We start from the raw sequence: 17,204 nt of genomic DNA, 5'->3' as shown, positions 1-17,204 counted from the left end.
CAATGGCTTTTATGGCTTCAGCTTTAAATTCTGCGGTGTAAGTCTTCTGTTTCTTGCTCATGGTAAACTCCTAATGAGTATGTATAGTTTACCAAGTTAAACCCTCCTGTTTTTTAAGCACACATCAGTAATAATTGGCGGTCTAGCGGGAGGGTATGGAGCATATAAATTAGTTGAAGCTTATGATGAAGAGTTGGAAGCTTTTACAGAATGGACTTTATTTTAATTCCAGTAGGTAGCCTGTATGTTTAAGTTTTTAAAAAGGTTAGTAAGAAAAGAAGCTAATAAAAATTTAGATACGAGTAATTATAAAACTAAAATTAAAAATTTTAGCTTAGAGCATGATCAGATTGTGGGCGTAAATATAGATGATGTAATAATAAAAATACCTTATATAGACATAGTAAGGATATCTATTATGGTTTATGGGGAAGATTTACTCCCTCAACCAATCTGGACTGTGCAAACAATAAAAGACATTATTGATATACCGAATGAATTAAATAATACTGATAAATTATTTTTTGAGGTTCTTAATAAAAAATTAGATGGTTACAACTCAATTCAAACCCAAGAAGAAATATTAAAAGCTATGAATTGTACCCATAACAGCCTATTCCATATTTGGCAGCGCCATGATGCAGATAAAATATTTAAATCTATTAAATACTAATTTTTTCTTGTACAAAAAAATTAAATGATGCGTATTTCATAATCTTATAAATATAAAAAAGCCTCTAAAATAATTAATTATTTTAGAGGCTTATGCAAGCTAATTAAGCATTACATATTAGGGTAGTTCGGACCACCGCCACCTTCCGGTGTTACCCAAGTGATATTCTGAGATGGATCTTTGATGTCACAGGTCTTGCAGTGTACACAGTTCGCTGCGTTGATCTGGAAGCGTTTCGAACCGTCATCATTTTCCATGATTTCATACACACCTGCCGGGCAGTAACGCTGAGCAGGCTCATCCCATTTCGGCAAGTTGACATCTACCGGAATCGAAGCATCGGTCAGTTTCAGGTGCGCAGGCTGGTTTTCTTCATGCACCGTATTCGATACAAACACAGAAGACAGACGGTCAAAGGTTAGCTTGCCATCCGGTTTTGGATAGTTCGGCTTGAAGTTCACTGCATCGACCGTTTTCAGAGTTTTAAAGTCTGGCACTAAATCATGGAGCGTGAACGGCACTTTAAACACGTTCTGGTCGATGAAGTTGAATGCACCACCCATCCATTGACCGAACTTGTGCATCGCAGGGCCAAAATTACGCGCGCTATACAGCTCTTCTTTCAACCAGCTATTGTTGAACTTGTCTGTATAAGATGTGAGTTCTTTTACAAAGAAGTCTTCACCTTCGGTCACACGCGCAATCGCCAGATCACCGCCTTTTTCTACACCGGCAGCAATCGCTTCAAATACCGCTTCACCGCAGAGCATGCCGGACTTCATGGCAGTGTGTGAGCCTTTGATCTTGGCAAAGTTCAGGAAGCCCGCATCATCACCAATTAAAGATCCACCCGGGAAGGTGAATTTCGGCAGAGAGTTAAAACCACCTTTGGTTACGGCACGCGCACCATAAGAAATACGTTTACCGCCTTCTAGATACTGTTTGATCAGTGGATGGGTTTTCCAGCGCTGCATTTCCATGAATGGATACATGTGCGGATTTTCATAAGACAGATCCACGATCATGCCCAGAGTCACCTGGTTGTTTTCAGCATGGTATAACCACCAGCCACCTGACGAACCGGTTTCAGATAAAGGCCAGCCGGCACCGTGCATTACCAGACCTGGTTTGTGTTTCGCTGGATCGATTTCCCAGAGTTCTTTAATGCCGATCCCGTAGTGCTGCGGATCAGCATCTTTATCCAGATTGAATTTTTGGATCAGGCGTTTACCTAAATGACCGCGGCAGCCTTCAGCAAAGATGGTGTATTTGGCATGCAGCTCATAACCCGGCGCAAAGTTATGCGTCGGTTCGCCATCTTTACCAATACCCATGTCACCGGTTTGGATACCTTTCACCGTACCATCTTCATGATACAGAATTTCAGAAGCAGCAAAGCCCGGGAAGATCGATACTTCCAGCTCTTCGGCTTTCTGGCCTAACCAGCGCACCACGTTACCCAGTGAGATCACGTAGTTACCATCGTTATGCATAGTTTTAGGCACCATCCAGTGCGGTGCTTCTTGTGATTTTTCATCTGAAAGAAGGAAGAAAGTTTTGTCTTCTGTCACTGGCACATTTAAAGGTGCACCTTCTTCTTTCCAGTTCGGGAATAGTTCGTTCATGGCACGTGGTTCAAGCACAGCACCCGAAAGAATATGTGCACCGACTTCGGAGCCTTTTTCTACGACACAAACGGACAGATCATTTAAATTGTTTTCAATTGCAAGTTGACGGATCTTGATTGCAGCAGACAGGCCGGCAGGACCCGCACCTACGATCACAACGTCAAACTCCATCGATTCACGTTCGATGTGTTCCATGTAGGACTCCTCATATTTCTATTCGGTGGCAACCATAATCGGATGATTGGGTGCTGCCATGAGTGTTCTGAATTCCTAGACACAAAAATAGTAGTGTCTTTAAGCATCTGGGCTAGTATAGTTTTAAACCCAGGTTAAGCCAATTGGCTGAAACATATTATTTTTCCGTCATTAAGGTCTTCTTTATATGAATAAGTCAGCACCCGATAAAAATCCGACGAAAAAAGTAGCTTCTAGCGATGATAAAAATTTAATGGATATCGCACAATACTTAAAAGATGCACAGGGCAGTCACAAAAGGTCAATCCCGCCTTTGGATCAATGGCAGCCAAAGCATTGTGGCGCAATGGATCTCAAGGTTTTGGCCAATGGAGAATGGTGGCACGAAGGTCAATTGATCAAGCGTCAGCCGATGATAGACTTGTTTTCCACGGTACTCTGGAAAGAAGAAGGAAAATTCTATCTAAAGACGCCGGTTGAAATGATTGAAATCGAGGTCGAAGATGAACCTCTGTTTGTAAATCAGGTCGATCAGGTCAAGATTGAAGGCAGGACTTACCTGCAACTGACCACCACGACTCAGGACATCATTATTGTCGATAGCGAACATCCTATCTTTATGCGTCAGTATCAGGATGAATTGCGCCCTTATGTGCATGTGCGTTTTGGAATCAATGCGCTTATTCAGCGGGCTGCTTTTTTACATCTGGTGGAGATGGGCGAGCTTGGTGAAAATGCTGCTGGAGAGACGGTTTTAAGCTTGAAAAGTGGTGATTTAGACTTGCATTTAAGCACCTGAGGTTTAAGCTTTGTCGCAAGGTCATTTGAAACAAGCAACTAGCAACGTTATGAGCGCTATCCAACCGATTTATCCCTTAGTAGATCCCATGCCTAAAGCCAGTGCTGATGCACCTATCGGGATTTTTGATTCTGGTGTGGGAGGGTTGTCGGTTGCTTTGGAAATTGCCCGGTATTTGCCCAATGAACGCTTTGTTTATTATGCCGACACGGCTTACGTACCTTATGGGCCCCGTAAAGATCAGGAAATCCGTGACCTAACTGCGCGAGCGATTGAATGGCTGTATCGTGAAGGCTGTAAAGTTGCAGTCGTTGCCTGTAATACCGCTTCTGCATTTAGCCTGGATTATTTACGTGAGCATTATGGTGAAAACTTTCCTATCATTGGACTGGTGCCAGCGCTCAAACCTGCAGTCCTCAATACCCAATCCAAAACGGTGGCCGTTCTGGCCACACCTGCAACCTTTCGTGGCCAGCTGATTAAGGATGTCATGACCCGTTTTGCCGAGCCGGCACAGGTCAAAGTAATTCCGGTGACCTGTCTGGATCTGGTGCCTTTTGTAGAAGCCGGTCAGCAGATGAGTCCTGAGTGTCTGGCGACATTAACTCAGATTTTACAACCGGTTGTTGATCAGGGTGCTGATTATTTAGTGCTAGGATGTACACATTACCCCTTCCTAAAATCGTCAATTCAGTATATTTTTGGTCAAAAGCTGACATTAATTGACTCAGGATTCGCGGTTGCGAGACAAACGGCCCGAATTTTGATCAAAAATGGGTTATTATTTGAACATGAGTGCAAGGACAGTCTAAAAATCCGACTTGTGGTTAGTGGTCAAAATGCTGAACAGCTCCAGCCGATTTTAGGGCATCTGATTCCAGCCGATATTAAATGGCAGGTCAGCAATATGGAGACAGAAGTCAGCTAGGCGACCGTCACTCATCTTATAGTTTTGAAAGATATATTTTTATACTGGGGTCGTCATATTGTGTCAGGGCAGGGTTTAGCCGGCCAGATCAATGTGCAGTAAAAGAGGATAACCAATGCTCGATAAACGTTATCAGGTGTTTATCTCCACCTCTGGTGCAGAAATGCAGCCAGAGCGGATCATCTTGTCACAAACTTTGGTCGGCATGGGTTTCTTTTCCTGGGGGCTGGAACAACGCACTCCTTTAAATACTGCATTTGCACGTCGCCAGATTGATGATTGTGATTATGTGGTGATTCTGCTGGGTAGCCAGTATGGCGAGCAGTCGGTTTCCGGTGTAGGTTATATGCATCTGGAATACATTTACGCTGTGACCAAGCAGAAACCGATTATTGTGTTTATGCATGAAGATCCGGCTTCACGTGATCCTTCCTTGCACGATACCAAACCTGAATTACAAGAAAAATTTAAAGAATTTCGTCAGTTATTGCAGCAGGAAGCTGATCAGGTCTTTTGCTATCGTACCTTGCGCGATCTGGAAATGGCGGTACGTTTGAACATGCCGCAAATGCTGGAACGTTATCCGGTAAGTGGCTGGGTACGTCCGCAGAATACTCAAGCCTTGCATGACGAGATTGACCAGCTCAAAGCTAAAGTGGCCCAACTGGAACGCGATGGGGGGACACGTGAAGTGGATCCTTTCCTGAGCCTGCCGAAAGTGTCTATGCATGAAGTTTTCTCCTTCGAATACCGTATGCATGCTTATCAGGATGGTAACTTTAAAGAATTAAAAGTTCAGAAAAGACTGACCTGGGCACAATTGCTGGCTATTCTCGGCTCTACCTTCATTAATCCAACGCCAGAGGAATTTTTCTCCAAGCGTATGAATGAGTATTTGAATGAAACCGGTCTGGAAGATGCACGAGCGGAAATGCCGCGTGCACATGCTGTAGCCCGTGCCCAGATTAATATTCGTGCCCTGCATAGCCTGAAATTGCAGATGCGCCAGAATGACTGGATTGTGCCGTCAGGCCGTGATGACCGTCAGCGTCTGCTTTGGCAGATTACGCCTAAGGCACAAAAACTGCTGGATAGTAACTTGCTGGATAAAGATCGTACTTTTCAATATAAGTCAGTGTATTAATCCATATAGAGAATAAGTAAAAAGCTGTTAAAGTAAGCGGGTTGATACCACGACGGGCGTACTGCATGTTTTCTACAGCTAAACCGAAAGTTACAATTATATTGGCAAATTTAGGCACACCTGATGCACCGACTGTGCCGGCAGTACGCGATTTCCTGAAGCAGTTTTTATCTGATCAGCGTGTCATTGAAATTCCCAAGCCGATCTGGCAACTCATCCTACGTTTATTTATTTTACCGTTCCGTCCCAAGCGAGTTTCCCAGGCTTATGCACAGGTCTGGGGTCAGGATTCACCGATGCGTGAGATTCTGCTGCAGCAGGTGAGTCAAGTAAAGGCCAAACTCATTGAACAATATCCGCAATTTGAACTGAATGTGGTGCCTGCCATGACTTATGGCAATCCTAATATTCAGGGTGTTCTTGATCAGATTTCGGCTCAACCGCAAGATCATATTATTCTGTTTCCGTTATTTCCCCAGTATTCAGCGACCTCTACCGCACCTCTGTATGATGCAGTCGCAAAATGGGTGCTGAAACAGCGTAATTTACCTGGTCTGTCGATTATCCGCGATTATTATCAGCATCCCTTATTTATTCAGTCACTGGCACAAAGTGTTCGGGATTATCAGGCGATTCATGGGCAGCCGGAAAAACTATTGATGTCATTTCATGGTATCCCGCAGCCCTATGCCGATAAAGGTGATCCTTATGCGGATCGTTGCCGGATCACAGGCAAACTGGTTGCAGAAGCTTTAGGTCTATCTGAAGATCAATATGCAATTAGTTTCCAGTCCCGGTTTGGTAAACAGGAGTGGGTTAAGCCTTATACGGATGCCTTAATTGAAGAGTGGGGCAAACAGGGCGTGAAATCAATTCAGGTGATGAGTCCGGCTTTCTCGGCCGACTGTTTGGAAACACTGGAAGAGCTGGCCATGGAAAATGGAGAGACCTTCAAGGCCAATGGCGGGGAAAGCTACAGTTATATTCCGGCTTTGAACAACCGTGAAGATCATGTGCAATTGCTCAATACGCTGTTACAGGCTAATCTTGAAGCATTGAATCAGACGCTTGCCCATTAATCTTTTGAGGTTTCTTATCCTATGTTACAAGTCAAAATTGTTCCTGTGACTGCATTTCAGCAAAACTGCTCGATTCTTTGGGATAGTGACAGTAAAGAGGCCGTTTTGATTGATGCAGGGGGCGAACCTGAAAAATTAAAAGCGGAAGTAGAAGCACTGGGCTTAACGGTCAAGGCTTTATGGCTGACTCATGGTCATCTCGATCATGCTGGAGCAGTTGGTGCTTTAAAAAAAGTTTGGGATGTGCCGGTGATTGGTCCGCATAAGGACGATGCATTCTGGCTGGATATGATTCAGGAAGTGTCTACCCGTTACGGTTTTCCGATTCCGGAAAAAGTAGAAGTCACGCAATGGCTGGAAGGTGGAGAAGTTCTCAAGCTAGGTGATGAAGAGTTTGAAGTACGTTTTGCCCCAGGCCATACTCCAGGTCATGTAATGTTCTATAACAAGAATCATGCTTTGTTATGGACAGGGGATGTACTGTTTAAAGGCTCAATTGGACGGACAGATTTCCCGCGTGGCGATCATCAGCAGTTACTCGATTCAATCCAGCGCGAATGTTTTAGCCTGCCGGATGAAACCCGGTTTATTTCAGGACATGGTCCGATCAGCAATATTGGTTTTGAAAAACAGCATAATCCTTTCGTTGCGGGAAAAGCAGGTTAAAGTAGGTGAAAAGATCAGCCTAGCTGGTCTTTTTATTTGCTAAAAGGGTTATTCAAAGACTGGCGGGTTTGTGTATAGATCAGCCAAGTCATAATGGCAAGCAGAACTCCAACGACAATAAATAAGCCATCCTGTTGAAAAATGCCTATTCCTAATGACAATATCGCAAGTATTCCTACCCCAATTAAAATGATCTTTAGAATAATGTAGCCCATGTTCTTGCTCTAAAATAATGTGATATTTCTGCGTAAGAACATAGTATTAAACTGGCATATGTGCTGTTAACTTGTGTTGGTTTTCTACAAGCCTTTTATAAAAATCATGTGATTATTTAGGATATGCTTAAATAGGATATTTTAAAAGGTTCAGTCTTCTTCAGAAGATTCAGCTGCGGGAGCATCTTGGGTTGGCAGTTTGTATTCCTCACTGGCCCAAGCGCCTAGATCAATCATTTTGCAGCGTTCCGAGCAGAAAGGACGAAATTCATTATTTTCCCAAGTGGTCAGTTTGCCACAGCGTGGACATTTTAAAGTGGTTGACATCAGCGCACTCCCTAGAAAAATAAAGCTTCGATTAGGCAAATATAACTGCACTTGTTAGACTTATACAGTTTTTATTAGTTTGATCTGATTATGTCGATTCGTCAATTTCAAGCACAGCGTATGCATGCGCCTCGTGATTTCCAAAGTATCAGTTCTGAACCGGTTTGTGTGGAAATCGGTGCGGGCAAAGGTAAACACGCATTGCTCTTTACCCAGATCAATCCAGACAGCAAGCTGATTGCGATCGAACGGACTCGAGAGAAATTTTTAGCCATGCAAAAACAGCATGCGCTGGAAGGACAACCGAATTTACAGACAGTTCATGCCGATGCCTTGCCTTGGATTGTGCATGCTCTCTATCCAGCGCAAGTCGAACAGTTTTTTATTTTATATCCGAACCCTGAGCCGCATAACCCGGCGCAGCGCTGGTTGAATATGCCATTTTTTGAGTTTTTATTATCGCGTTTAAAAACCGGTGGCACGATTACTTTAGCCAGCAATATTCCTGAATATATTGATGAAGCAGAACAGCAGGTTCAAAACCTGTGGAAGCTGCCTTTCGTTAAAGAAGTCATTGGCCAAGACTCGGCAAGAACTCATTTTGAAATTAAATATCTAGAGCGTGGTGAGTTGTGCCAGCAATTGATTATTAGTAAACCGGAAGGCTATACAACACGTTTTGATGAGTTTCAGCCGCTACAAGGGCAGAATGCGAGTTCAGCGGAATAAGCCATGACGAAGCACATTGCAATTGTGGGTGCTGGCCCGGCAGGCTTGATGGCTGCAGAAGTTCTGAGCCAGTCTGATTATGAAGTTCATGTGTTTGAACAGAAGCCTTCGGCTGCCCGTAAATTCCTGATGGCTGGGAAAACCGGCCTAAATATTTCTCATGCCGAACCCGTCGAGCAGTTTGTGCAGCGTTATGATCAGGTAGACTGGTTAGAACCTTGGATCAAACGCTGGGATGCGATATGGATTCAAAACTGGATGAAAGATCTTGGCATTGAACCTTATATTGGTTCTTCAGGTCGAGTTTTTCCTACAGAAATGAAAGCCGCTCCACTATTGCGTGTCTGGTTAAAACGTTTAACTGAGCAAGGGGTACAATTTCATTATCGTCATCAAATTCTAGATCTGAAAAATCATCAGCTACAGATCCATGATTTAAAAAATGATTGCGCATTCACAGAAAACTTTGATGCGATTGTTTTGGCTTGTGGTGCAGTGTCATGGTCAAAACTCGGCAGTGATGGGAAATGGCAAGCATGGCTTGATTGCAGCGAGATTGAACCTTTTCAAGCCAGTAATGCGGGTGTGGAATATCCATGGTCCAAGTTTATGCAGCCAATCTTCGGTCAGCCCCTAAAACGGGTCGAGGCTTGGGTTGATGGCGGTGACAAGACCATGGGAGATATCGTGATCAGTCACTATGGTCTGGAAAGTGGTCTAATCTATAAACAGGACCGGGGACTGCGTCAACAGCTGAAACAGGGTCAGCCAATGCAGCTGAATCTGGATCTTTTTCCGGATCAAACCTTAGAGCAGCTGGCTAAAAAATTACAGCCAAGTAAAAAGCAGTCTTTGAATAATATCTGGCGGAAAGCAGGTCTGGATGGTGCAAAAGCTGCTCTGGTGCGTGAACTGTTACCAAAGCCACTTTGGCAAAATGCTACTGAATTAGCACAGCAGATTAAGCAATTGAAAATTCCTTTAACAGGTTTCCGTCCTATACAGGAAGCGATTAGCTGTGCAGGTGGTGTTAAACGCGAGGTTCTGTCAGAGCAGCTTCAGCTTAAATCCAATCCACATGTGTTCTTATGTGGTGAGATGCTGGACTGGGATGCGCCTACAGGGGGTTACTTGCTGACAGCCTGTTTTGCCACTGGACGAGCAGCCGCAGAAGGGGTGCAGCAATATTTAGTTCAAGCTCAATAATACGCATTCTTCAGAAAGTGAAAGTTAAATCTTAGAACTGCATATAAAATTTCAGGAAGCGTCCGCTTCCTGAAATGTATTATTTATTGTGCTGGGGCTTTATTTGCGGTGGTCATCTCTGGATATTGCGAACGCCAGCGTTCCAGTTGCTCTTGGGCATGTAGATATTTGCCCAGACCTTTTACATTTTCACTGGCTTCATTTACGGTAGAGGCCTGAGATCTCGGACTATTCACCAGTTTTTCCTGATGTTCCCAGTATTGATACATCAAACCCTGAATATAACGGCCCTGTTCAGTTTTAAGCTCCAGATCTTTGAGCATATTTAGCGAAGACTGGACATGATCGCGTTGACGTTGCTGGACAAATTCCGGAGTCAGATTGTCATCATTGCGCATGCCATTGAGCTCAGCTTCCAGATCCGCGCTCATTTCCTGGAAACGTTCTTCATAGTCATTCAAGACAGCAATATCATGGGGATCATCTTCCGTTTTAGGGAAGTTTTTCACGGGTCCAGTTTTCAATTCCTGCATGATTTCCTCTGATGCAGAGTCTTCCGTTGCCTGCTGTTCTACAGATTGTGAACTTTTCTGGTCACAGGCCATCAAAAACATGGCGGCAGTGAAAAGTGCAGTTCGTGACATCAATTGAATCGTGTGCATGATTGAATCCTGTTCCTAATTATTTTTCTTGAATACATAAACATAGGTGACATAAGGGAAATTAATCATATCTTCTGCACCCTTGTCCGTATAGTTTTTGATAATTTGTTCGAATTGCTGCTTGAGCTGCTGTTGCTGTTCTTTTGGTAGTGCCGCAATAAAGCTGGTTGACATAAGCGTTTGGAAACCACCTGCTCGACAGGGCCATGCTGTAGCTGTTGCATTTGCGTTTCAGCATAAGGCTGAAAGAGATTCTGTTCTTCAAATACTTTACGCCAGGCACCACTATGATAGCGTGGTGTATCGCCTTCCAGTGGTGCAATGCAATCTGCCAGAGCTTTGACCCAGTCGACTGTGATATCACGCTGGTTCCAGACCAGTACCAGAAAGCCTTGAGGTTTAAGTACCCGATCCAGCTCCTTTAAGGTTTTCAGATTGGCAAACCAGTGAAATGACTGTGCACAAAACACGGCATTCACGCTATGATCGGGCAGGGGAAGCTGGTGGCTCATCCCTTCAAGGGTATGAATATCCGGATGTGCCAGTTTTAACTGGGCCAGCATTTCAGGGACAGGATCAATGGCGGTGATGTGGCTGCTGAGTGGAAGCAAATAGGCAATAAATTTACCTGTTCCTGTTCCCAAATCAACAAGATCTGCATCTACAGGCAATGACAGTGTCTCGGCAAGCCATGGGCTAAGATCTGCCGGATAGTCAGGGCGTACCTGCTGATAAAGCTCAGCCGCTGTACTAAACCCTTGTTGAGCTGCAGGATGCAGTGATTGTGTCATATTTTGCGCTTTTTAATCTTTTTCATCGATATAAAATAGCATATTCACTTTTTCGGCCCTATTCATTGAGTGAATTGTTGCCGAAAAGTTAGATTCACCAGCACGGGAAAGTTATGGATAAGCAGATTGTTTTTGAAGATGAGCATATACGCGCAATTTTTATGCCGGGGTCATCTTCAGAATTGATTTTTTCATTTGGAGATTTGATTACCCGTGCCAAGGGCTTGAGCATCAATGCCGAAAAATCATTAGCGAAATTTGAATTTAATGTTTTGGGAATTATGCCCAAACATAAATCCTGGTTTCCAAAAAGTTCCATGTGGAACATGTTGCAAGCAATTGCCGAGCTGATTGCGCCGTTTCAGCAGCGCATTGCCTATGGTGGTTCCATGGGCGGTTATGCTGCGATTAAATATTCCAATCTGCTGAATGTTCAGCGAGTGGTCGCGATGGTGCCGCAATATTCGATCAATCCGGAAGATGTCGAAGATGCCCGCTACAACATGTTTTACCAGCCCGAGCTGAATGAAGGCATGCGGATTGAGGCACAAGATGTCAGTCCGGAACGGGAATATATTCTGGTTTATGATCCGTATTGCACCGAAGACCGAGCACATTACCTGAAACTGGAAGCCGTACTTCCGCAGCATCATGTACTGCATCTGCCATTTACCGGCCATGACGCCATCGCCGTTCTGGCCAGTTCCGAGCTGCTGTATGACTTTTTATTGCATGACTATGATGAAAGTTATTTCTACCAGAAAATGCGTCGGGTTAAGAAAAACAGCAAGTTCTATTATCGCAAGGTAATTGAGAATATCTTGCCGCGCCACCGTTTTGCTTTAGGGCGTATTTTGAAGAATAATGATCTGCTGCTGGACACCCAATTTTTTGATGCAGCGCAAAAGCAGGTGATTTTGCGTGAATTGCTGAGTAATAAACAAGTCGATCAGCAGGATCTGCTTAAGCTCGGAATTCACGTCAATCTGCCGCAGGAAAAGCGCCAGTTATTGCTGGATGCCTATGGACATGCACTGGTCTTTAACGTCATCAGCAACAAGATCGAAAGCTATACCGGTGATGCGATTGCACTGAACCATAAATTCCTGATTCCAATCTATGCCAAAGGTAATGGCTTGCTGACCATCAATCTGAATGATGAACGTTATCTGGTAGTGATGAATGACCGGCATATCATGAAACTGGTCAAGGAGCAGGATGAATTAAATGTAGGCATGCATCCGATTATCATGAAACGCTATGCTGATTTTTATATGTTCAGCTATAAACATCTGAATTTGCATACAGATGAATACGGCGCTTCCGGTTTCGTTGACGCAAGTGACAAAAATACACAGTTTGTGACACGAAGTGAAATGAACTAACCAAAAAATTTATCTAAAAAACAAATACTTGACTTATATTTGCTAAGGCCTAATATGGTCTTAGGCGGTATGAAAAATAGTCACACCGCTCCCGGTTGTTTATATGACAAGGGAGTAAATATATGCAATCCAAACAAGTTACAAGTATTTGTTTTATTCTTGGACTGATGCTGCCTAATTTTGCACACGCGGAAAGTGTGCATCCTGCAGTGATCTTGCTCAGTTCTTCTCTTATTTTTCTGATCTTTCTCAGTGTATATGTGATTTATAAGGTGCGCCGTTCTCTGCGTAACCATATTGATAAGTCTGTAGATTAACCACTTCTGACAGTAAGTTGCTTGAAAACCCTGCAGGACTTGTTTTAAATGGCAATCAAAATAAATTGTCAAACAAGGTTGAGGGTAGCGCCATGAAAGCCGCTTATTTAGATTATGCTTCTTTAGACCAACAGGATTTGGACTTTCAGGCACTACATGCAGTATTTGATCAGCTGGTCTTATACCCGGCCACATCGGCTGCAGAGATTCAGTCTCGTGTGGCCGATGTCGATGTCATCATTACCAACAAAGTCATGATTGACGCGGCAACCATCCAGCAATGCCCTCAACTGAAACTGATCCTGATTTCTGCTACGGGCACCAATAATGTCGATCTGGCTGCGGCCAAGGCATGTGGCATTGTGGTGTGTAACTGTCAGGCTTATGGCACCTCTGCCGTCGCTCAGCATACCCTTATGCTGATGCTCAATCTGGCCACTTCATTTTTAACCTATCAACGTGCAGTACAGCAGGGCGAATGGCAAAAGGCCAGCCAGTTCTGTCTATTGGGTGCGCCAATTGTAGAATTGGCAGGCAAGACCTTAGGTATTGTTGGTTATGGTGAGCTGGGCCATGCAGTTGCCAGACTGGCAGAAGCCTTTGGCATGAAAGTACTGATTGCAGCTTTGCCCAACCGTCCAGCAGATGATTCCCGTATTCCATTTGCAGAGTTATTGCCACAAGTGGATTTTTTAAGCCTGCATTGCCCTTTAACGGAAGATACCCGTCATTTAATCAGTCATGCCGAATTGGACGCGATGAAACCAAGTGCATTTTTAATTAACTGTGCGCGTGGTGGAATCGTCGATGAACAGGCTTTGGCTCAGGCCTTACGCGAAGGCAAAATTGCCGGTGCTGCGACGGATGTGCTTACCGTGGAGCCTCCGAAAGAGGGAAATGTATTGCTCGATGCCTCAATTCCTAACCTGATCGTTACACCGCACAATGCTTGGGGCAGCGTTGATGCGCGTCAACGCATTGTGGATCAGATGGTGGAAAATGTAGAAGCCTTTAAGCAAGGCCGGCCTATCCGTCAGGTAAATTAAAAACTGCCAAATAAAAACTAAATGCTGATTAAATTCGATCAGCATTTTTTTCGGTTTTCTGGCGTAATATATTTATCTAATAGCTTTAAAAATTCACTCTGAACCAGTGCAGACCGGGGGTTAAATATAATTTCCTGATAGACGCGCTTAAATTCGGGTACCCGTTCATCGGGACGCTTGTCATAAGATGTTCGATAATGGGTTTCAAACATATAAATCAGATGATTCTGCGAAAAATAAGCAGTTCGATAGCTATAAATGTCATCTCCTTGAGTCCCGATTCTTAATTTACACATATCCTTGATCCGATACAGGTCGGCATTATTGCCAGAGGCGGGCCTAAATTCAGCTTCCTCCAAGTGTTCTATATGCTGGATTTTTTCGCCTTCGGTTTTATGGTTATAAGGATTCGCACTAGACAGGCTCGGGATGGAGGATAATTCATCATCAATCGCAGCAATTGAGGTCACGGTTTCACCTGAAACCAGTAAAGTGATGTACAGGATGGCTACACCACACAGAATGCCGGCGATAAAGCTGAGGAGAATTTTTTTCATTTTTATTATCTTCTCATGATTTTATTTGAGTTCAGTCTAAAGAAAGACTCAACTATCTTCAATGCTTAAAAGAAAAAGCCCGTAATGGGCTTTTTTCAATTCGATGATTTAAAGATCATCTACTGCATAACTGGTCGCTGTACCGGAACTTGACTGGGGCTGTGATACCGATGAATTTTGAGTTGCGGTAGATGGCTGACTCAAAGGCTGCTGCACGATCGGTGCCTGTTGTGAATTGCCGCGCCAGACTTCTCGGGTTTGCTGAATTTTCTGACCCGTTTGCTGTGCTGCCTGAGTCGCACCCTGATCTACTTTCTGGATGGTATCTGATGCTGCAGACTTGGTATTGCCCCAGGCACGGTCTACACCCGGTTTGATTTTGGCAATGCCTTTTTCAGTGACTTCACCTACTTTTTCAGCGGTATTGATAACGCCTTCCTGTGCTTTATAGGCAAACACATGCAGCAGGTTCGGATTCTCACCATAAGGTGCAATCGGTTTGTTGGTCTGAGTGGTTTCGGTCTGTGCAAATACAGGTGCGCAGAACATTAAAGCTGTCGTTAAAATAATTGGGGTTTTGATATTCATTATGGATCGACCTCGAATTCGTCAAAGAGCGGTCTGAGTTTGGTTTTCAGTGTAACGGATAATCAGCCAAAAACAATGAATAAGCTATGGAGAGAGTATAGGTTCAGCGTAGTTTGATGCGAGGATCTTATAATTTTTAAAAGGAAGAAAAGGCAGTTTAAATCAGAAGAAAAATTAAATTTCTGTTCATTCAAATAAATAGCCCTATTTTCATCATAAAAACAGGGCGATCTATTTAATCACATTGAGTTAGGGCATCTTTAGCAAAATGATTGCGCAGAATTACAAAGTTCTTTTGTACTGCCGTATCGTGCAGGTCAAATTTTTGTGCCGTGCTGGTACCGTCACGCTGGAAAGTTGCTGAACCGGCATCAATCAGGGTCAGGCCTTTAAATGACCATTGTTCAACTGAACGGTTGTTGCCGATGTCGCCAGTAAATTCAATCACGCATTTGTCGAGGAATTTGGTCAGTTTTGCCTTATTGTTGGTTGTTTCTGGAATAACTTCGAGATTTTTTACTTCCTGTAATACGCCCAGTTCCAGCTGTGGAATGGTCGGTTGAGATGTACATGCTGTAAGTGCGATACCCGCAAGAGTCGTCATAATGAGTGTTTGAAATTTCATGCGCTTCTTTCTTGTTGAGTGTTGTTAAGGTGAGTATATGAAATATATAGGGATATGCCTATAGTTTTTGAGCTTAAGGGCTAAGTTGTATGGTCTGATTTTTTTCATGCATAGTTATATAGAATCACCAAAATGGTGATCATAATAAAGCTAAAAATGTGTAACCAAAAAGTACGTTGAATCCCTGCAAATACTGAAATTTCGGTGATGATTGGGGGAAAATGCCAATCATCAAAAATTGAGTAATGGAGAGTGAATACTTTTTCATTTAGTTATTTCGATTGAGTAATATGATTTTCTTGTAATTCAACTTTCCTAGTATCAGGTGTGAATAAAAATGATAATGAGCCTAAGATAATAAGTAATGCGATTAGAATTACAGCAAATTTTAAACGATAAAATTTGAGATCTCGAATATAGATCAGTTTCAAATGTTCAAAACTTAATTCTTTTAAAAATGGAAAATTTGCATTATCTAATTCATCTGCATATTGTTGTACAGTTCGCTGAGTACGAATATCAGTACGAAAAAAACCATTTACAATATTGAAATTAAATGTTCCTCCACCGTAGTAATAACCTTTATGAGCATAACCATCGTTGATATGTTTACTTGGATTATCAATTGCGGATAAAGCCGCTAAAAGAATAAAAACTATTAATAACCAAACAATAAAGATAATCCAAGCTAGCGCTTCCTGCCACCAAAGACCAGTTTCTGTGAGAAACTCAAAAATTTCACGAATTTTAGGAAAGGGGACAATAGATCCAGCTAGTAAAGCTCCAATTTTAAAATCAATTGCGCGAATAGTTTGTTGGGTATCTTGAATAGCAGAATGTAGAAATTCAAATTTATCCATTTTCTAATACCCAATTATTCATTGAAGTATAAATAGTATTTCCTTCATAGCATTCGTAAGTGTAATTCCAATTTATCCAATCTATTCTTTTTTTTTCTTCATCGGTCAAACTATCATAAAATTTTTTGCTATAAAGAGTCCTTTCTGAGTTCCATCTATTGGCTTTAGAGCATAGGTCAGCAGTTTCACCTACAAGTTTTCCAATCCAAGTTACTTCGTTAATACCACTACCACTGTAACCTGCTTTAATCATAAGAACATCTGCATCATGGCACGCTATTCCTACTGTTATTTCAGAATACTTTTTCTTTCTGAGTTTGACATTTAATGTATCGATAAGTGAAGCAGCTTGGGCAGCTGTATCGAGAATACTATCTACGTCAGATTTATTTGGGGTATTAAAAACACCCCATACACAGTCGCCTTCTATGTAAATTTCTCTTAATCTTATATTACTATTAAGAACAGCAACTAGCTCTGAGATATAGCTTCTATATATTTTTGCAGTAACAGGTCTTGTATGTTTTTTCGAGAATTCCTTTGAACCTCTCATGTCAATAAATATGGCAGAGCAACAGATATAGTACCCATTATTAAAAGTTAAATTATCGCGATTTGGGATCGATTCTTTTTCTTCGTAATTATTATCTGAAGAGTTTAAAATTTCATCTATACGATCACGACTCTTTTGAAAATCATAAGTTTTATAATTTGCTTGCATTATTTGTCATCAATAAAAAACCCCACTATTTTATAGCGGGGTTTTGTTTAAATTTCAAGCAAT

At 42.6% G+C, this 17,204-nt stretch carries 20 protein-coding genes and 1 pseudogene; 11 read left to right on the top strand and 10 right to left on the bottom strand.

The genetic code is table 11. The features are described from left to right. Positions 1–244: 244 nt before the first annotated feature. Positions 245–673, top strand: a complete 429-nt coding sequence (locus FTV25_RS09185; RefSeq protein ID WP_166134832.1) for a hypothetical protein — start codon at positions 245–247, stop codon at positions 671–673. Between the two features lie 110 nt (positions 674–783). Here the strand turns inward: FTV25_RS09185 and FTV25_RS09180 are convergent, their stop codons facing one another. Continuing rightward, positions 784–2,496, bottom strand: coding sequence for an electron transfer flavoprotein-ubiquinone oxidoreductase (locus FTV25_RS09180; protein ID WP_005232462.1), 1,713 nt, complete (start codon positions 2,494–2,496; stop codon positions 784–786). Between the two features lie 187 nt (positions 2,497–2,683). Here FTV25_RS09180 and FTV25_RS09175 point away from each other — a divergent pair, with 187 nt between their 5' ends. The 5 genes from FTV25_RS09175 (at position 2,684) to FTV25_RS09155 (ending at position 7,112) form a co-directional block, all read left to right on the top strand. Then, positions 2,684–3,295 carry a DUF1285 domain-containing protein gene (locus FTV25_RS09175; protein WP_159123934.1) on the top strand — a complete coding sequence of 204 codons (612 nt, stop codon included), beginning with the start codon at positions 2,684–2,686 and terminating at the stop codon, positions 3,293–3,295. A 49-nt stretch (positions 3,296–3,344) separates the two neighbouring features. Beyond that, a complete protein-coding gene (murI, locus tag FTV25_RS09170) occupies positions 3,345–4,223 on the top strand; it encodes a glutamate racemase (protein WP_166138033.1) in 879 nt (292 codons plus the stop codon). A 115-nt stretch (positions 4,224–4,338) separates the two neighbouring features. Then, a complete protein-coding gene (locus FTV25_RS09165) occupies positions 4,339–5,367 on the top strand; it encodes a DUF4062 domain-containing protein (protein ID WP_034704817.1) in 1,029 nt (342 codons plus the stop codon). A 65-nt stretch (positions 5,368–5,432) separates the two neighbouring features. Beyond that, entirely contained in the window at positions 5,433–6,446 is a 1,014-nt protein-coding gene (hemH, locus tag FTV25_RS09160) for a ferrochelatase (protein WP_166138039.1), read from the top strand. Positions 6,447–6,467: 21 nt separating this feature from the next. Continuing rightward, a complete protein-coding gene (locus FTV25_RS09155; protein ID WP_179992858.1) occupies positions 6,468–7,112 on the top strand; it encodes an MBL fold metallo-hydrolase in 645 nt (214 codons plus the stop codon). 32 nt (positions 7,113–7,144) lie between these two features. Here FTV25_RS09155 and FTV25_RS09150 read toward each other — a convergent pair whose 3' ends face one another. After that, a complete protein-coding gene (locus FTV25_RS09150; RefSeq protein ID WP_180003015.1) occupies positions 7,145–7,327 on the bottom strand; it encodes a hypothetical protein in 183 nt (60 codons plus the stop codon). A gap of 150 nt (positions 7,328–7,477) precedes the next feature. Beyond that, positions 7,478–7,654: a DNA gyrase inhibitor YacG gene (locus tag FTV25_RS09145; protein ID WP_166138045.1), complete on the bottom strand. Its 177-nt coding sequence runs from the start codon at positions 7,652–7,654 to the stop codon at positions 7,478–7,480. A gap of 84 nt (positions 7,655–7,738) precedes the next feature. Here FTV25_RS09145 and FTV25_RS09140 point away from each other — a divergent pair, with 84 nt between their 5' ends. Together FTV25_RS09140 and FTV25_RS09135 are read left to right on the top strand one after the other, a co-directional pair. Then, entirely contained in the window at positions 7,739–8,383 is a 645-nt protein-coding gene (locus tag FTV25_RS09140; RefSeq protein WP_171521881.1) for an SAM-dependent methyltransferase, read from the top strand. 3 nt (positions 8,384–8,386) lie between these two features. Beyond that, a complete protein-coding gene (locus FTV25_RS09135; RefSeq protein WP_125278829.1) occupies positions 8,387–9,589 on the top strand; it encodes a TIGR03862 family flavoprotein in 1,203 nt (400 codons plus the stop codon). An 83-nt stretch (positions 9,590–9,672) separates the two neighbouring features. Here the strand turns inward: FTV25_RS09135 and FTV25_RS09130 are convergent, their stop codons facing one another. Then, positions 9,673–10,251, bottom strand: coding sequence for a hypothetical protein (locus FTV25_RS09130; RefSeq protein WP_180003013.1), 579 nt, complete (start codon positions 10,249–10,251; stop codon positions 9,673–9,675). 15 nt (positions 10,252–10,266) lie between these two features. Next, positions 10,267–11,042 (bottom strand): annotated as a pseudogene (locus FTV25_RS09125) (class I SAM-dependent methyltransferase). Positions 11,043–11,155: 113 nt separating this feature from the next. On the opposite strand from FTV25_RS09125, the gene FTV25_RS09120 reads away from it, so the two are divergent. The 3 genes from FTV25_RS09120 (at position 11,156) to FTV25_RS09110 (ending at position 13,790) form a co-directional block, all read left to right on the top strand. Continuing rightward, entirely contained in the window at positions 11,156–12,427 is a 1,272-nt protein-coding gene (locus FTV25_RS09120) for a hypothetical protein (RefSeq protein WP_180003011.1), read from the top strand. A 122-nt stretch (positions 12,428–12,549) separates the two neighbouring features. Further along, positions 12,550–12,744, top strand: a complete 195-nt coding sequence (locus FTV25_RS09115) for a hypothetical protein (RefSeq protein WP_005232434.1) — start codon at positions 12,550–12,552, stop codon at positions 12,742–12,744. A 92-nt stretch (positions 12,745–12,836) separates the two neighbouring features. Further along, positions 12,837–13,790 (top strand): 2-hydroxyacid dehydrogenase, encoded by a 954-nt coding sequence (locus FTV25_RS09110; RefSeq protein ID WP_004781778.1) that lies wholly within the window; start codon positions 12,837–12,839, stop codon positions 13,788–13,790. A gap of 38 nt (positions 13,791–13,828) precedes the next feature. Here the strand turns inward: FTV25_RS09110 and FTV25_RS09105 are convergent, their stop codons facing one another. From FTV25_RS09105 to FTV25_RS09085, 5 genes are all read right to left on the bottom strand, one after another. Beyond that, positions 13,829–14,347, bottom strand: coding sequence for a hypothetical protein (locus FTV25_RS09105; RefSeq protein WP_179992852.1), 519 nt, complete (start codon positions 14,345–14,347; stop codon positions 13,829–13,831). Between the two features lie 108 nt (positions 14,348–14,455). After that, entirely contained in the window at positions 14,456–14,935 is a 480-nt protein-coding gene (locus FTV25_RS09100) for a hypothetical protein (protein WP_005232430.1), read from the bottom strand. A 235-nt stretch (positions 14,936–15,170) separates the two neighbouring features. Beyond that, positions 15,171–15,560, bottom strand: a complete 390-nt coding sequence (locus FTV25_RS09095; RefSeq protein ID WP_179992850.1) for a hypothetical protein — start codon at positions 15,558–15,560, stop codon at positions 15,171–15,173. Between the two features lie 272 nt (positions 15,561–15,832). After that, complete coding sequence (locus tag FTV25_RS09090) at positions 15,833–16,420, bottom strand: hypothetical protein (RefSeq protein WP_180003009.1); 588 nt, start codon at positions 16,418–16,420, stop codon at positions 15,833–15,835. Further along, positions 16,413–17,141 (bottom strand): adenylate/guanylate cyclase domain-containing protein, encoded by a 729-nt coding sequence (locus FTV25_RS09085; protein ID WP_180003007.1) that lies wholly within the window; start codon positions 17,139–17,141, stop codon positions 16,413–16,415. The genes FTV25_RS09090 and FTV25_RS09085 overlap by 8 nt, the downstream gene beginning before the upstream one ends. Positions 17,142–17,204 lie beyond the last annotated feature (63 nt).

Source organism: Acinetobacter sp. YH12249 (assembly GCF_013417475.1).
Taxonomy (GTDB): Bacteria; Pseudomonadota; Gammaproteobacteria; order Pseudomonadales; family Moraxellaceae; genus Acinetobacter.
This window is presented reverse-complemented; position numbering and strand designations above follow the sequence as displayed.

Bases quoted from the DNA above. Each gene is read 5' to 3' on its own strand.
- FTV25_RS09185 (WP_166134832.1), top strand. From the start codon at position 245: ATGTTTAAGTTTTTAAAAAGGTTAGTAAGAAAAGAAGCTAATAAAAAT.
- FTV25_RS09180 (WP_005232462.1), bottom strand. From the start codon at position 2,496: ATGGAACACATCGAACGTGAATCGATGGAGTTTGACGTTGTGATCGTA.
- FTV25_RS09175 (WP_159123934.1), top strand. From the start codon at position 2,684: ATGAATAAGTCAGCACCCGATAAAAATCCGACGAAAAAAGTAGCTTCT.
- murI (WP_166138033.1), top strand. From the start codon at position 3,345: ATGAGCGCTATCCAACCGATTTATCCCTTAGTAGATCCCATGCCTAAA.
- FTV25_RS09165 (WP_034704817.1), top strand. From the start codon at position 4,339: ATGCTCGATAAACGTTATCAGGTGTTTATCTCCACCTCTGGTGCAGAA.
- hemH (WP_166138039.1), top strand. From the start codon at position 5,433: ATGTTTTCTACAGCTAAACCGAAAGTTACAATTATATTGGCAAATTTA.
- FTV25_RS09155 (WP_179992858.1), top strand. From the start codon at position 6,468: ATGTTACAAGTCAAAATTGTTCCTGTGACTGCATTTCAGCAAAACTGC.
- FTV25_RS09150 (WP_180003015.1), bottom strand. From the start codon at position 7,327: ATGGGCTACATTATTCTAAAGATCATTTTAATTGGGGTAGGAATACTT.
- FTV25_RS09145 (WP_166138045.1), bottom strand. From the start codon at position 7,654: ATGTCAACCACTTTAAAATGTCCACGCTGTGGCAAACTGACCACTTGG.
- FTV25_RS09135 (WP_125278829.1), top strand. From the start codon at position 8,387: ATGACGAAGCACATTGCAATTGTGGGTGCTGGCCCGGCAGGCTTGATG.
- FTV25_RS09130 (WP_180003013.1), bottom strand. From the start codon at position 10,251: ATGCACACGATTCAATTGATGTCACGAACTGCACTTTTCACTGCCGCC.
- FTV25_RS09120 (WP_180003011.1), top strand. From the start codon at position 11,156: ATGGATAAGCAGATTGTTTTTGAAGATGAGCATATACGCGCAATTTTT.
- FTV25_RS09115 (WP_005232434.1), top strand. From the start codon at position 12,550: ATGCAATCCAAACAAGTTACAAGTATTTGTTTTATTCTTGGACTGATG.
- FTV25_RS09110 (WP_004781778.1), top strand. From the start codon at position 12,837: ATGAAAGCCGCTTATTTAGATTATGCTTCTTTAGACCAACAGGATTTG.
- FTV25_RS09105 (WP_179992852.1), bottom strand. From the start codon at position 14,347: ATGAAAAAAATTCTCCTCAGCTTTATCGCCGGCATTCTGTGTGGTGTA.
- FTV25_RS09100 (WP_005232430.1), bottom strand. From the start codon at position 14,935: ATGAATATCAAAACCCCAATTATTTTAACGACAGCTTTAATGTTCTGC.
- FTV25_RS09095 (WP_179992850.1), bottom strand. From the start codon at position 15,560: ATGAAATTTCAAACACTCATTATGACGACTCTTGCGGGTATCGCACTT.
- FTV25_RS09090 (WP_180003009.1), bottom strand. From the start codon at position 16,420: ATGGATAAATTTGAATTTCTACATTCTGCTATTCAAGATACCCAACAA.
- FTV25_RS09085 (WP_180003007.1), bottom strand. From the start codon at position 17,141: ATGCAAGCAAATTATAAAACTTATGATTTTCAAAAGAGTCGTGATCGT.